Source organism: Deinococcus gobiensis I-0 (genome assembly GCF_000252445.1).
Classification (GTDB): Bacteria; Deinococcota; Deinococci; order Deinococcales; family Deinococcaceae; genus Deinococcus; species Deinococcus gobiensis.
Genome location: NC_017790.1, coordinates 1406106 through 1419169, shown reverse-complemented (window position 1 = coordinate 1419169; position 13064 = coordinate 1406106). Strand labels below are relative to the sequence as shown.

13 protein-coding genes and 2 tRNA genes are annotated in these 13064 nt (G+C 71.1%); 8 read left to right on the top strand and 7 right to left on the bottom strand.

Annotation, left to right across the window (positions count from 1 at the left end):
- Nucleotides 1-8: 8 nt before the first annotated feature.
- The 3 genes from DGO_RS06630 to DGO_RS06620 form a co-directional block, all read right to left on the bottom strand.
- Nucleotides 9-83, bottom strand: a tRNA-Val gene (locus DGO_RS06630).
- A 26-nt stretch (nt 84-109) separates the two neighbouring features.
- A tRNA-Cys gene (locus tag DGO_RS06625) sits at nt 110-183 on the bottom strand.
- A 116-nt stretch (nt 184-299) separates the two neighbouring features.
- On the bottom strand, nt 300-1142 hold the full coding sequence (locus DGO_RS06620) for a metallophosphoesterase family protein (RefSeq protein ID WP_014684708.1): 843 nt from the start codon (nt 1140-1142) through the stop codon (nt 300-302).
- Between the two features lie 119 nt (nt 1143-1261).
- Here DGO_RS06620 and DGO_RS06615 point away from each other — a divergent pair, with 119 nt between their 5' ends.
- The 3 genes from DGO_RS06615 (at nt 1262) to cysK (ending at nt 4573) form a co-directional block, all read left to right on the top strand.
- The gene (locus tag DGO_RS06615; protein ID WP_169330998.1) at nt 1262-2695 is read left to right on the top strand and encodes a DNA-3-methyladenine glycosylase 2; all 1434 of its coding nucleotides are present in this window, start codon (nt 1262-1264) and stop codon (nt 2693-2695) included.
- Entirely contained in the window at nt 2692-3543 is an 852-nt protein-coding gene (locus DGO_RS06610) for an isocitrate lyase/PEP mutase family protein (protein ID WP_014684706.1), read from the top strand. Before DGO_RS06615 ends, DGO_RS06610 begins: the two co-directional genes overlap by 4 nt.
- Nucleotides 3544-3613: 70 nt before the next feature.
- On the top strand, nt 3614-4573 hold the full coding sequence (gene cysK, locus DGO_RS06605; protein ID WP_014684705.1) for a cysteine synthase A: 960 nt from the start codon (nt 3614-3616) through the stop codon (nt 4571-4573).
- Nucleotides 4574-4608: 35 nt separating this feature from the next.
- Here the strand turns inward: cysK and DGO_RS06600 are convergent, their stop codons facing one another.
- Nucleotides 4609-5073, bottom strand: coding sequence for an NUDIX domain-containing protein (locus DGO_RS06600; protein ID WP_043801436.1), 465 nt, complete (start codon nt 5071-5073; stop codon nt 4609-4611).
- Between the two features lie 64 nt (nt 5074-5137).
- Between DGO_RS06600 and DGO_RS06595 the strand changes: the two genes are divergently transcribed.
- The 4 genes from DGO_RS06595 (at nt 5138) to DGO_RS06580 (ending at nt 9056) form a co-directional block, all read left to right on the top strand.
- A complete protein-coding gene (locus DGO_RS06595) occupies nt 5138-6811 on the top strand; it encodes a glycerol-3-phosphate acyltransferase (RefSeq protein ID WP_043801433.1) in 1674 nt (557 codons plus the stop codon).
- Nucleotides 6812-7031: 220 nt separating this feature from the next.
- Nucleotides 7032-8120, top strand: a complete 1089-nt coding sequence (locus DGO_RS06590; RefSeq protein ID WP_043801430.1) for a PhoH family protein — start codon at nt 7032-7034, stop codon at nt 8118-8120.
- Between the two features lie 83 nt (nt 8121-8203).
- A complete protein-coding gene (gene ybeY, locus DGO_RS06585) occupies nt 8204-8671 on the top strand; it encodes an rRNA maturation RNase YbeY (RefSeq protein ID WP_014684701.1) in 468 nt (155 codons plus the stop codon).
- A 1-nt stretch (nt 8672) separates the two neighbouring features.
- The gene (locus DGO_RS06580) at nt 8673-9056 is read left to right on the top strand and encodes a diacylglycerol kinase family protein (protein WP_043801427.1); all 384 of its coding nucleotides are present in this window, start codon (nt 8673-8675) and stop codon (nt 9054-9056) included.
- A 13-nt stretch (nt 9057-9069) separates the two neighbouring features.
- Here DGO_RS06580 and DGO_RS06575 read toward each other — a convergent pair whose 3' ends face one another.
- From DGO_RS06575 to purU, 3 genes are all read right to left on the bottom strand, one after another.
- Nucleotides 9070-9447 (bottom strand): VOC family protein, encoded by a 378-nt coding sequence (locus DGO_RS06575; RefSeq protein WP_014684699.1) that lies wholly within the window; start codon nt 9445-9447, stop codon nt 9070-9072.
- An 81-nt stretch (nt 9448-9528) separates the two neighbouring features.
- Nucleotides 9529-10695, bottom strand: coding sequence for an erythromycin esterase family protein (locus DGO_RS06570; protein ID WP_014684698.1), 1167 nt, complete (start codon nt 10693-10695; stop codon nt 9529-9531).
- A 130-nt stretch (nt 10696-10825) separates the two neighbouring features.
- Nucleotides 10826-11719: a formyltetrahydrofolate deformylase gene (purU, locus tag DGO_RS06565; protein ID WP_043801396.1), complete on the bottom strand. Its 894-nt coding sequence runs from the start codon at nt 11717-11719 to the stop codon at nt 10826-10828.
- 98 nt (nt 11720-11817) lie between these two features.
- Between purU and DGO_RS06560 the strand changes: the two genes are divergently transcribed.
- The gene (locus tag DGO_RS06560) at nt 11818-12912 is read left to right on the top strand and encodes an aminopeptidase (RefSeq protein WP_043801393.1); all 1095 of its coding nucleotides are present in this window, start codon (nt 11818-11820) and stop codon (nt 12910-12912) included.
- Nucleotides 12913-13064: the final 152 nt, after the last annotated feature.

Here is a 13064-nt window from a genome sequence, read left to right as displayed (position 1 = left end):
ATCTCTGTTGGTAGAACCGAGGGGATTTGAACCCCTGACCCCTACCGTGTCAAGGTAGTGCTCTACCCCTGAGCTACGGTTCTACATGCCACGAGGGCGAGGTACAGATTGGAGGCGCTGACCGGACTCGAACCGGTGGTGGAGGTTTTGCAGACCTCTGCCTTACCACTTGGCTACAGCGCCGCTGATTGGGCGGTTGGTGCTGTCCCTTGCGGGGGCTGGAGATGTCTTTCCTCACCAGCGGAAGGAATAGTAGCACGCTCTTTCTGAACTGTAAACCCTGCCACGCCTCTGCCGCCTCAGGTGCCGGGCGCCCCGAAACGGCGGCCGAATTCGGCCCAGCTCGCGGCGTCACGGGGCGCGGCGCGCGACTCGGTCCAGGACCAGTAGGGCGTGTAGAGGCTGCGGGCCGTGAGCACCTCGTCGCGGAAGATCTCGGCGCTCAGGCCGGTGCGCAGCAGGCCGCTGCTCTCGAAGCGCCCCAGCACCCCGGCGCGGTCGTAGGGCACGCGGCGCAATTCGGCCTGCCAGCCCTGCGGCGTGGCCGTGAGCAGCAGGTACCCGGCGCGCGGGTCGCCGTCGGCGGGCGAGCCGACCGAGCCGGTGTTCAGGACCCGCACCGGCCCGAACCGGGCGTCGGCCTGCCGGTGGATGTGCGAGGCCACCAGCACCCCCGCGCCCGACCCGGCCGCCAGCTCGGCCACGCGCTCGGGGGCGGTGCGGTCGCTCAGGCTCTCGCGGTAGTGGTCGGGCGAGCCGTGCGCGACGAGCACGTCGGGCAGGCCCGCCTCGCGCAGCGTCAGGGTCATGGGCCAGTCCTGCGGCACGTCCAGCAGACCGGCGCGGTCGAGCTGCTCGGCGCTCCAGGCGGTCGCGCCCCAGAAGGGATCGGTGAACCAGTCGGCCGGCAGCGCGGCGCTGCGCGACTGCCACAGCCGCAGCAGGTCGTCGTGGTTGCCCAGGGTAAAGGTCACGTCGGGGCGTTCCAGCAGCAGGCGCATGACCTCGACCGAGTCCGGCCCCCGGTTCACCACGTCGCCGTTGACGACGATCCGGTCCGCGCCCCTGCGCCCGATGTCGGCCAGCACCGCGCGCAGGGCGTCGGCATTGCCGTGGATATCCGCAATGACGGCGAGGCGCATGAGCCGATTGTAGAGCGCGGGGTGCAAGTCAGCCGTCATGCACACCACACAGAGTTGCCCCAAATTCGGGGGCCCGAATCCGGTAGCCCGGACCGGGGTGGGCCGCCACAATGTTGCCCGTGCCTCTCCCCTACTCCCGCCAGCTCATGCTCGACCGCATGCAGGCCGCTGACCCGGCCTACGACGGACGGTTCGTGACCGGCGTGCTGAGTACCGGCATCTACTGTCTGCCGTCCTGCCGTGCGCGCAAACCCCTGCCCCGCAATGTCGAGTTCTTCGAGTCCATGGCGGCGGCGCGGGAGGCGGGCCTGCGCTCCTGCCTGCGCTGTCGCCCCGACGAGTTTGGGTCAGGAACGGACTCCGCCGAGGAGACGCTGCGCCGCTTGCAGGCCACCGACCCGGCCACGGTAGGCAGCGCCTCGGCCCTGGCCACCCACCTGGGCCTGAGCCGTAAAGTCCTGGCCGACCTGCTCGGGCGCGAACTGAACCTGACCCCGGCGCGGTGGCTCAGTCGTCAGCGCATCCGGCAGGCCCAGGCACTGCTGCTCGGCGGCGACGACTCCGTGACCCAGATCGCCTTCGCCGCAGGCTTCGGGAGCCTGTCGGCCTTCAATGCCGGATTCCGGCGCCACGTCTTCATGACACCGTTGGCCTTCCGGGAACTGCGAGACGCGCAGGCCTTCACGTTGCTGTTGCCTGCGGGCTACCCGGCGGCGGCCGTACTGGCCGATCTGGGCCGCGACCCCCACGGCACGACCTGCCGCGTATCGGACCACACTTGCACGGCAGCCCTGCGTATCGGGGAACAGCCGGTGCTGGCGACCGTCCAGTTCCGGGGCCACGCCGCCGACATCATCCTGAGTCGCCCAGCAGATCCCCAGACCATTCACGATGCCCTTCTCAGACTTCTCGGTCTGACCACCCCAACCCAGGGCTTTGCCGCCCTGACCCGTACTCGCCCCGAACTGGCCCGCCTGACCCGTGGCCGCGAGGGGCTGGGCCTGCCCCTGAGCGCCACGCTGTTCGACGGGGTGGTCTGGGCAGTCATAGGCCAGCAGATCGGCTTCCGGACCACGTGTGCCCTGCGCCGCCGCCTGTACGAACGGGTGGGCGAGGCACTGCCAGGCGGCCTGTACGCTCCGCTCACGCCGGCCCAGGTGACCGCCCTGTCGCCCGACGAGCTGACCGCCACCGGACTGACCCGGCAACGCGCCCGGACCCTACACGACCTGGCCTGCCGCGTCGCCGCAGGCGACCTGAATCTGGAGGCGTTGGCGCAGGGCCCGCTGACCACCCGCCACCGCGCCCTGCTGGCGGTGCCGGGGCTCGGCCCATGGTCGGCGGGGTATGTGCTCCTGCGGGCCTATGGCGCGGCCGACATCCTGCTGGCTGCCGACAGCGCCCTGGCGACCGCGCTGCAGCGGCTGTACGCCCTGCCTGAGCGCCCGACCCCGCAGGAAGTGGCCGCCCTGATGCAGCCCTTCGCCCCTTACCGCAGTCTGGCCACCCTGCACTTGTGGCACAGCCTGCACGCCCCACCGGAGACCCCATGACCCACTTCGAGCGCTGCCAGACCTTTCGCGACCTGCATCAGTCCCAGAGGCCCCAATCTCCAGGCTTCGTGCTGCCCAATGCCTGGGACGCCGCCAGTGCTCGGGTGCTGGAACGGGCCGGGTTTGCCGCCATCGGCACGACCAGCGCCGGAATCGCCCACGCCCGGGGCCTCCGGGACGGTCAGACCCTGAGCCGTGACGAGATGCTGCGCGAGGTCCAGACGATCATCCGGGCCGTGTCGGTGCCCGTGAACGCCGATATCGAGGCCGGATATGGCGACACGCCCGGGGACGTGGCCCAGACCGTGACCGCCTTCGTGACCGCCGGAGCCGCAGGAATCAATCTGGAAGACGCCTGTGGCACAGAGCTGTACGGCAGATCTCATCAGGCCGAGAGACTGCGGGCCGCACAGGCCGCCATCGGGGCCAGTGGCCTCCCGGTGTTCCTGAATGCCCGGATTGACACCTATCTGCTGGGCATGGGCCACACCCCGGAGGAGCGGCTGGCCGAAACGCTGGCCCGTGGACACGCCTACGTCGCGGCGGGCGCGGACGGCCTGTTCGTGCCCCTGGCGACCGATAGCGACCTGATACGGACGCTGGCCCACAGCCTGAAGGTCCCCCTCAACGTGATGGCCTTTCCCGGTTCGCCTGCCCCCGCCGAGTTGCTGGCCTCCGGGGCCACGCGGGTCAGCTACAGCCAGAGCCTGATGCTGGCGGCACTGGGTCTGACTTCCCAGATGGCCCACGAGTTGTACGAATCAGGTACGTCCAACACGATGAATCGGTATTTCTACGGCTTCACGCAGGCCAGTGCCCTGTTCCCAGATCGCCCCAACACAGCCTGAACGCCTCTCCCAGCCGCCACAGCTAGCTGCTGCCACAGTGCCCCGGCTGCTGCCCTCCTACACTTGGGGCATGATCGAATCGCATATCGGACACACGCCGCTGGTTCAGCTGCGCCGGGTGGTCGAACCCGGCATGGCCGACGTGTTCGTCAAGCTCGAGGGCCAGAATCCGGGCGGCTCCATCAAGGACCGCACCGCGCTGGGACTGGTCGAGGACGCCGAGCGCCGGGGCGTGCTGCGGCCGGGCGGCACCATCGTGGAACCCACCAGCGGCAACACCGGCATCGGGCTGGCGCAGGTGGCGGCGGCCAAGGGCTACAAGCTGATCCTGTGCATGCCCGCCCAGATGAGCGAGGAGCGCAAGCGGACCCTGGCGGCCTACGGCGCCGAACTGATCCTCACCGACCCCGAGCGCCGGATGCTCGCGGCCATCGAGGAGGCCGAGCGCATCAGCGCCGAGACGGGCGCAGTCATGATGGGCCAGTTCACCAACCCCGCCAACCCCGCCACCCACGAGCGCACCACCGGCCCCGAGCTGTGGGAGCAGATGGAAGGGCGCATCGACGCCTTCGTGTACGGCAGCGGCACGGGCGGCACCATCAGCGGGGTGGGCCGGGCGCTCAAGAGCCGCGACCCGGCGGTGCAGGTCATCGCGGTCGAGCCGGCGCGCAGCAACGTCCTCTCGGGCGGCGAGCGTGGCGAGCACGGCTTTCAGGGCATGGGACCGGGCTTCATCCCGGGCAATCTCGACCGCCGCGTCCTGGACGACGTGGTGCAGGTCTGGGAGGAGGACGCCTACCCCCTGGCCCGGCGGCTGGCGCGCGAGGAGGGCATCTTCGTGGGCATGAGCAGCGGCGCGATGGCCTGGGCCGCCCTGGAGGTCGCCCGCCGCCTGGGGCCGGGCAAGCGCGTGGCGACCATCGCCTGCGACACGGGCGCGCGCTACCTGACCACCTCGCTGTTCAGCGGCAGCACCGGCACGCCCAAGGGATACAGGCCCTACTCGCGCGAGAAGCTCGGGGACGAGTAGGCCCGCACCGGTCTGGGCCTTCCCCTGCCGGCGACTCAGCCCTCGCGGTTCAGGATGTGGCGCACCTCGCCGGGCGGCACGTCCAGCAGCCCGGCCACCACGAGCGGATAGACCGGGCGCGCGGCCACTCCGTCCAGCGGCACCCACTCGGTGAAGACCTCGGCGTTGTCCAGCACGGTGAAAGACTCGTCCGGCAGCTCGGGCGGCGCCTCCATGTGGAAGTAGAAGCCGATCTCGTGCTGGCGCGCGTCCGGCGGGCCGAAGAAGTTCTCGACGACGCCCACGAGCCGCAGCGGCCCCGGCAGCGTACCGGTCTCCTCCTGCCACTCGCGCGCGGCGCAGGCGTAGACGTCCTCGCCGGTGGCGAGCGCCCCGCCGGGCACGAAGGCGAAGTGCTGGCGATCCTGCGCGTTGACGAGCAGCCGCCCGGCACGAACGCACAGCACGGCCACCCGCACGCTGAATTTCAGGCCTCCCAGGGGCAGGCGGATATCGGTCATGTGACCCAGCCTACCCCGCGCCCGCACCCGCCGGAAAAGGGCGCAGCCCGCTATAGTTGCCCCCATGCTGTTTCTGTCGGCCCTGCTCCTGCTCGTCGCGTTTCTGGTCGGAAGCCTGCCCCTGGGCCACTGGCTGCTGCGGCGCGCCGGGGTCAGCAGCCGCCTGAACAACGCGCACAACCTCGGCGTCGAGAACGTCCTGCGCCGCGTGGGGCCGGGACTGGCCGCCGGCAGCGCCGCGCTCGACGCGGGCAAGGGTTTCGTCGCCCTGCTCATGGCCTCCAGCCTGGGCCGCCCCGAGCTGACCGTGCTGGCGGCCCTGGCCACCTACCTGGGACACCTCAACCCGCCGCGCGCGCTGTACGGCCGCACGCCGCCCCGTGGACGCGGCAACCTCGTGCTGCTGGGCCTGCTGGCCGGGCTGACCGTCACGGGGGCGCTGCCCTTCTGGGCGACGCTGCTGCCGGTGCTGATCTACGCGGCGGTGGCCGGGTACTGGGGCTATGTCGGCGCGGCGACCCTGGCCGGACTGGCCGGGCTGGCCCTCGCCGGGGCGACGCTGCCGCTGGGGCCGGAGGCCAAGCTCGCGCTGCTGGGCCTGCTGGTGGCCGCCGCGTGGCGCTTCAAGGAGAATGTCGGCCGGATGCTCGACGGCACCGAACCCCGCGTGGGCGAGGAGGTGCCGCTGGCTGGCAAGCGCGCCGACGTGGTGGTGGCCGCCTTCATGATCCACCCCATGACCCTGAAGGACTTCTGGCAGACCCGGCGCTTCGCCTGGATGCGCCCGCTGGTCGAGCGCGGCGTCCTGAGCGAAAAGACCGTGCGCCAGTTCGCCGACGAGGTGCGGCCCATGAAGGTGGGCGAGCTGCGCGGCATCCGCACGGCGCAGGGCCAGGAAATCCGCTGCTACCTGATCTCCAGCCCGCTGCTGCCCGACCGCTTCCGCGACGCCCCCGAGCTGGCGACCCGCCGGGCCATCGAGGGCGCGCGTCTGGCACAGGAACTCGGGGCATCGGTGTTCGGGCTGGGCGCCTTCTGGAGCGTGGTGGGCAACAAGGGCGTGGACGTGCAGGCGGCCGTGCCGGACATCACCGTGACCAACGGCGGGGCCTACACCTCGGGCACCATCAAGGCGGCCATTCCCGGCATCCTGACCCACTTCGCCGAGACGGGGCGCGACCTGAAGGCCGCCACGGCGGGCATCGTGGGGGCCAACGGCGTGGTCGCCTTCGGGATCGCGCGCACCATCGCGCCGCAGGTCGGGCGCCTGGTCATGATCGGGCGCGACCCCGAGAAGCTCGAACGCAGCGCCAACACCCTGCGCCGCGCCAACAAGACCACCGAGATCGTCACGACGACGAGCTACGACACCCTGAAGGACGCCGACCTGATCTTCACGGCGACGAGCGACCCCAACCCCGTCGTGTTTCCGCAGCACGTCAAGCCCGGCGCGTGGATCTTCGACGAGGGCCGCCCCGCCGACGTGGACGAGAGCGTCGCCCGGGTGCCCGGCGTGCGCGTGATCCCTGGCGGCGTGGTGCGCCCCCCCGGCGGCATGACGAGCAACATCGACCTCCAGTTCGGCGAGGGTGCGGTGCCCGCCTGTCTGGCCGAGACACTCATCATCGCTTCGACCGGCGAATATGAGCGCAAGAGCCTGGGCGGGCAGACCCTGAGCGAGAACATCAACTTCTTCGTGGAGGAGGCCGAGACGCTGGGCTTCACGGTGGTGGACTGAGCGTCTCGGCGCGGGCGGCCTAGGCCCGCTGGCGGGTTGCCCCTGTGGGGAGGGTTACGCCATCCTGAACGTCCACAGCGCGCAAATGTGGACAAGCATACCCAGGCCTGACGCCGCCAGGCGGAAAATAGGGCATCCGAATGACGCTATCCGTCCTCTTCCCTCTCCGCGCCGCGTGCCGGGGAGGACTGCGCCCGCACGCGGCCAGACAGGAGCACCGTTGACAGACTTCACCACGAACGCCGCCTCCCACACCCCCGCTCCCGCCACGGCCACCGCCACGCTGACCCTGCAGGACCAGCGGGAAGCCTACGCCCTGCTCGGCGCCAACGACGCCAACCTGCGGCGCATGCGCGAGCTGACGAAGGCCAAGATCATCGCGCGCGGCGAGACGGTCACGATCACCGGAGACGCGGCGGACGTACAGGGCGCCGAGCGCATGGTCCGGGGGGCGCTGGACCTCGTGCGCGGCGGCGGCGAGCTGACCCCCGAGAGCCTGCTGCGCAGCGCCCGCCTGAGCACCGAGGGGCGCAGCCTGGCGGCCGAGACCCAGGTCACGGGCCTGAGCCTGCCGCGCGGCCTCAAGCCCAAGACGCCGGGCCAGAAACTGTACCTCGACCTGATCGAGAAATCCGACATCACCTTCGGGGTCGGCCCGGCGGGGACCGGCAAGACCTACATGGCCGTGGCGATGGCCGTACAGGCCCTCAAGGCCAAGAAGGTCAAGCGCATCATCCTGACGCGCCCGGCAGTCGAGGCGGGCGAGCGTCTGGGCTTCTTGCCCGGTGACCTCCAGGCCAAGATCGACCCGTATCTGCGCCCGCTGTACGACGCGTTGCAGGACATGCTCGACCAGGAAAAGTTCGAGTCGTACCTGACGAGCGGCGTCATCGAGATCGCCCCGCTGGCCTTCATGCGCGGCCGGACGCTGAACGACGCCTTCATCATCCTCGACGAGGCGCAGAACACGACCGGCGAGCAGATGAAGATGTTCCTGACGCGCATGGGCTTTTCGAGCAAGGTCGTCGTGACCGGCGACGTGACCCAGATCGACCTGCCCCGTCACGTGACCTCGGGCCTCGCGGTCGCCAAGCGGGTCCTGAGCCGCATCGAGGGCATCGGCTGGCACGAGTTCACCGACGTGGACGTGGTGCGTCACCCGCTGGTGGGCCGCATCATCAAGGCCTACGAGGTGGCCGAGGACGCCGAGGAGGACAAGCGCGCCGCCCGCCGGGGCGAGTTCGCCAAGATCCCCGAGGTCGAGGGCGACCGCGTGAACAGTGACAGGGTGGCCGTCACCGGCGACTGAAGCCCGCCCGACTCAGGCTGACCCGGGGGCCGGGCATGGAGAGGTCTCTCCATGCCCGGCCCCCAGCCCTTATCCTCTCCCTCGTGATCGACCTTATCGCCCGCAAGACGCCGCCCCCCGGCCTGCGCCCCGCCCTGCGCGCCAGCCTGGAGGCGGCAATGGTGCATTTCGGGGTACAGGAGCGCGAGGTGACGGTGGTGCTGGTGGGCGACCGCACCATCCGCGCGCTGAAAAAGGAGCACTGGGGCGAAGACGCCGCGACCGACGTGCTCAGCTTCCCGACCTGGGAGCCGGGCGACCCCTTCGTGCCGCCGCACCTGGGCGACATCATCGTCAGCCTGGACACGGCGGCGCGGCAGGCGCAGGCACGCGGCCACAGCCTGACACACGAGGTCGCGCTGCTCGCCAGCCACGGCCTCGCGCACCTGGTCGGGCACGACCACCCGCACGCCGAGGGCCTGGGCTTCGAGGAGGGCGCGACCGGCGAGGAGTGGGAGGTCTTCCACGCCGCCTGGGCCGCCGCCCGAGCCGCCCTGCCCACCGGGACCTGACATGCGGCTGGAGGGCGGCTCGGCGCTGAGCCTGCGGCGGTGGTGGCGCTCGGCGGGTTTCGCCCGGGCCGGCATCGCCCACGCCTACCGCACGCAGCCCAACTTCCGGATCGAGGTGTGGGCGGGGACGCTCGCCTGCGCCGTGGCCCTGGCCCTGCGCGCGCCCCTGGCCCCGGTCGCGCTGGCCTGCGCGCTCGTGCTGGGTCTGGAACTCGTGAACACCGCCCTGGAAGCCGTGGTGGACCTCGCCAGCCCCGAGCTGCATCCGCTGGCGAAGGTGGCGAAGGACGCCGCCGCCGGGGCCGTGCTGGTCGCCAGCGGGGGGGCAGTCATGGTCGCCCTGGCGGTGCTGCTGCCGCCGCTGCTGCGGGTGCTGGGGTTCTAGGGCCGGACGCGCTTCAGCCGTAACTGATGAACTCCAGCAGCGAGCCGTCGGGGTCGCGGAAGTAGACGCTGTGGCCTGGGCCACGTGCGCCCCGGCGCTCGACCGGCCCCAGCTCGACGGCGACGCCGTGGGCCTTCAGGTGGGCGGCGGCCTCCTCGGGGCGGCCCGGCCACACGAAACACAGGTCCGAGCCGCCGGGGGCCACCGGAACGCGCGCCAGGGGCGAGGGATTCAGGCCCGGCCCATGCACGTTGAGCTGCTGGTCCCCCAGGCGATAGGCGTAGCCCTTGCCCTGAGGTACGACCTCGGCCCCCAGCACGTCCCGGTAGAAGGCGTTCGACCGCGCCCAGTCGGTCACATGAATCACGCAGTGGTCGAGGATGATCTCCATGAGACCAGCGTAGGCCAGTGGGCGCAGTGTCGGGCGGGCTCCGTCGCTCCGGCGACAGACCGGGAAGGTGTCGCCCTGCGCTCACTCGCGCTCCAGCAGGAGCAGGCCGTCCAGCCAGGGCACCTGTTCCGCCTTCAGGGGAAAATGGGCGGACTGCGGTGTCCCGGCGGACTCGGGGAGGCCCAGCCCCTCCAGGTCGCGGGCGGCATACAGCGTGGCGGGCGGCCACTCCGAGGCGACCTCCGGCGGCGACGAGCGCCAATGCAAGGCAATGAAGGCGTATGCCGTGCCCAGGCGCAGGCCCAGGTGTGCGCCCGCACCCCACCAGCCCAGCGTCTCGCCCAGCATCCGCATCTCGCTGCGGGGGCGTTGCAGGTGCGAGTTGTGCGCGAAGACCAGGGTGGGGCCGCGCGGGCGCTCGCGGTCGGCCACCGCCGTCAGGTGGTCGGCCATGAGGAGATCCCGCAGGGCCAGCATGCCCTCCACACGTATGGGCGTCGGGACGGGGTCGGCCATGACCGCGTGGTAACGCAGCAGGCCGGTCGCCGTGCGGGCGTGCAACTCCGCTTCCCAGAAGCCGGGCCGGGCAGCCAGTTCCGGGGCCTGCCGCCGGAGCAGGGTGGCGAGGTCGTCGGCCAGCACCCGCAGCTCGCGCGCCTGCGGGGTGCGGCCCAGCGACGCGGCCGGGTTCAGCGCCGCCGCCTCGTCGGTCCAGCGGGCATCCTCACCGCACAGGCGCTCAATGGTCGCCGCCTCCGCCGGCCCGGCCTGCCCGTGCGTACTCAGGAAGGCGTGCAGGGCGAGCAGGCTGGCGCGCGGGCTGGCCGCCCACATGTTTTCCAGCGGCGGGTCGAAGCCGTAGAAGCGCACCCGGTCGGCAGGATCACGGCCCGCGTTGAAGGCCCGCAGCCACTCGACGAGCGCGCGGTTGGCGGGCAGAGTCCCGAAGCCGTGGCTGAAGCCCGACGCCATGATCTCGTCCAGCGTCCCTTCGCCCGCTGTGACATAGGTATTCACCCGCAGCGCAGCGACGGCGTCACTCTCTATGGCGATGGACCGGAAGCCGTGTTCCTCGACCAGCACCTGCAACATACGGTTGCGCCAGCCTGGAAAGGCCGAAACGCCGTGCGTCGGCTCGCCCAGGCCCAGGAGCCGGGGCGGGGCGGGCAGGGTCCGCAGGAAGGCGGCGAGGGCGGCCCCCGGCCGGGTCATGGCCCAGCCGGGACCAGACGGATACAGCGTTGACATGGCAGGTTCCTTTGCCGCAGCACGTTGTTCCGGGGCGCCCCTGCCTTGGCCCCCTCATCTTTCCTGTGGAAGATGTGAGCGGCCTTACGGGAGAGCCTTCATTTGCCCTTTACCGAGCGGCCGCCCTTCCTCAGAACACGACGGTCTTGTTGCCGTACACCAGCACACGGTCCTCGACATGGGCCTTGACCGCGCGGGCGAGCACCTGCCGCTCGACATCGCGGCCCAGGCGCACGAGCGTCTCGGGCGTCTCGCGGTGGGTCACGGGCGTCACGTCCTGCGCGATGATCGGCCCGGCGTCGAGTTCCTCGGTGACGTAATGGCTCGTCGCGCCGATGAGCTTGACCCCCCGGTTGAAGGCCGCGCGGTAGGGATTGGCCCCCACGAAGGCCGGCAGGAACGAGTGGTGGATGTTGATGACCGGCCGCCCGAAGTCGCGCAGGAAGTCGCCCGAGAGGATCTGCATGTAGCGCGCCAGCACGGCGAATTCGGCCCCCGCCTCGCGCAGCAGCCGGACCTGCTCGGCCTCGGCCTCGGCCTTGTTGCCCTTGGTCACCTCGATGACGTGGAAGGGAATGCCGAACATCTCGGCGTCGCGGCGCAGGTCCTCGTGGTTGCTCAGGATGAGGGGAATCTCGACGTTCAGTTCGCCCCGGCGCTTGCGCCACAGCAGGTCCAGAAAGCAGTGGTCGTAGCGGCTGACCAGAATCGCCATGCGCTTGGGCTCGCTGGCGTAGCTCAGGCGCCAGTCCATCCCGAAGGGCTCGGCCACGACCGCCGCGAAGGCGCGCTCGAAGGGCTCGCGGGCGAGGTCCAGGCCGCCGAGATGGAACTCCATGCGCATGAAGAAGCTGCCGCCCGAGGGATCGGTGCTGTGCTGGTCGCTGTGCAGGATGTTCGCGCCGTGGTTGTGCAGGAACTGCGAGACGGCCGCCACGATGCCCTTGCGGTCGGGGCAGGAGATGGTCAGCGTGGCGGTGCCCTGGGGGTCGAGGGGCGCGGAGGAGGAAGCCGGGGCCGTCATATCCGGCGAGGATACCGCCCGGCACCCGCAGTCCGCGCCCGCGTGGGGGTCTGGCCTGCCTGGACAGGCTGCGGAGCGGATGCTCTAGCCTGCCGCACATGCCCGACTTCCTGGCCTACGACCCGGCGAAACACGCCGAACTGCTCACGCACTACTGCCTGTACGCCGCGCCGGGCGAGCGCCTATTGATCGGAGGCAGCAGCGCCGCGCTGCCGCTGGTGGCCGAGACGCACCGCGCCATGCTGCGGGCGGGCGCGCGGCCCGTGGTGCGCCTGAGCTACCCCGGCCAGGACGAGGACCTGGCCGCCCTGGCCGGGGACGAGGTGCTGGACACCACGCACCCCGCCGATACCGAGGACATGCGCGCGATGGACGGCACCCTGCGCATTCTGACCCCCGAGGCCCAGGGCGGCGCAGACGCCCCCGGCGCCGCCGAACGCCGTGCCCGCCTGACCGCCGCGCGCGCCGCCCTGGCCGCCGCCCGCGCAGGCAAGAAGTGGAGCCTGACGCTGTACCCCACCCCGCACGCCGCCGAGCAGGCGGGCATGGGCGAGGCCGAGTTCGGGGACTTCGTGATGCGCGCGATGTTCCTCGACCGCGCCGACCCGGTGGCCGCCTGGGGCGAGGTGCGCGCCACGCAGGCCCGGCTGATCGAGCGCCTGACCCGCGCCGACACCGTGAAGATCGAGGCGGCCGGCACCGACCTGACCCTGCGCGTGGGCGGGCGCACCTGGGCCAACAGCGACGGCAAGCGCAACATGCCCAGCGGCGAGGTCTTTACCGGGCCGCGCGAGGACAGCGCCGAGGGCCACGTCACCTTCGACATCCCGGCGTCCTACGGCGGCGTGCTCGTGCGCGGGGCGCGGCTGGAGTTCCGGGCCGGGCAGGTCGTCTCGGCGCGCGCCGACGAGGGCGAGGACACCCTGCACGCCGCGCTGGCGACCGACCCCGGCGCGCGTTTCCTGGGCGAGCTGGGCATCGGCACCAACTTCGGGATTCAGCGGCCCACCGGCAACATCCTCTTCGATGAGAAGATCGGCGGCACGGTCCACCTCGCGGTCGGGCGCAGCTACCCCGAGACGGGCGGCACCAACCACAGCGCCGTCCACTGGGACCTGATCGCCGACCTGCGCGGTGGCGGCCGGATCCTGCTCGATGGGGAACTGTGGCAGGAGAACGGCCAGTTCGTCTGAGGCCCGGCAGAACCGGCTCCCCCGGAAGATGAGGTTTTCTCCCCGGTTGTCCCGGCCACCGTTCATCCGAATCCCGGTCAGCTCCCGGCTTCCCTAAAGACTGGCCGCATGGGCCATAAAGGCGGCCTTGACCGGGACGCCATCTGCGTTCC

Coding starts and splice junctions, on each gene's coding strand:
- DGO_RS06620 (WP_014684708.1), bottom strand. CDS start 1,142: ATGCGCCTCGCCGTCATTGCGGATATCCACGGCAATGCCGACGCCCTG.
- DGO_RS06575 (WP_014684699.1), bottom strand. CDS start 9,447: ATGGAGATCATCCTCGACCACTGCGTGATTCATGTGACCGACTGGGCG.
- DGO_RS06560 (WP_043801393.1), top strand. CDS start 11,818: ATGCCCGACTTCCTGGCCTACGACCCGGCGAAACACGCCGAACTGCTC.
- DGO_RS06610 (WP_014684706.1), top strand. CDS start 2,692: ATGACCCACTTCGAGCGCTGCCAGACCTTTCGCGACCTGCATCAGTCC.
- DGO_RS06595 (WP_043801433.1), top strand. CDS start 5,138: ATGCTGTTTCTGTCGGCCCTGCTCCTGCTCGTCGCGTTTCTGGTCGGA.
- DGO_RS06600 (WP_043801436.1), bottom strand. CDS start 5,073: ATGACCGATATCCGCCTGCCCCTGGGAGGCCTGAAATTCAGCGTGCGG.
- DGO_RS06570 (WP_014684698.1), bottom strand. CDS start 10,695: ATGTCAACGCTGTATCCGTCTGGTCCCGGCTGGGCCATGACCCGGCCG.
- cysK (WP_014684705.1), top strand. CDS start 3,614: ATGATCGAATCGCATATCGGACACACGCCGCTGGTTCAGCTGCGCCGG.
- DGO_RS06580 (WP_043801427.1), top strand. CDS start 8,673: ATGCGGCTGGAGGGCGGCTCGGCGCTGAGCCTGCGGCGGTGGTGGCGC.
- purU (WP_043801396.1), bottom strand. CDS start 11,719: ATGACGGCCCCGGCTTCCTCCTCCGCGCCCCTCGACCCCCAGGGCACC.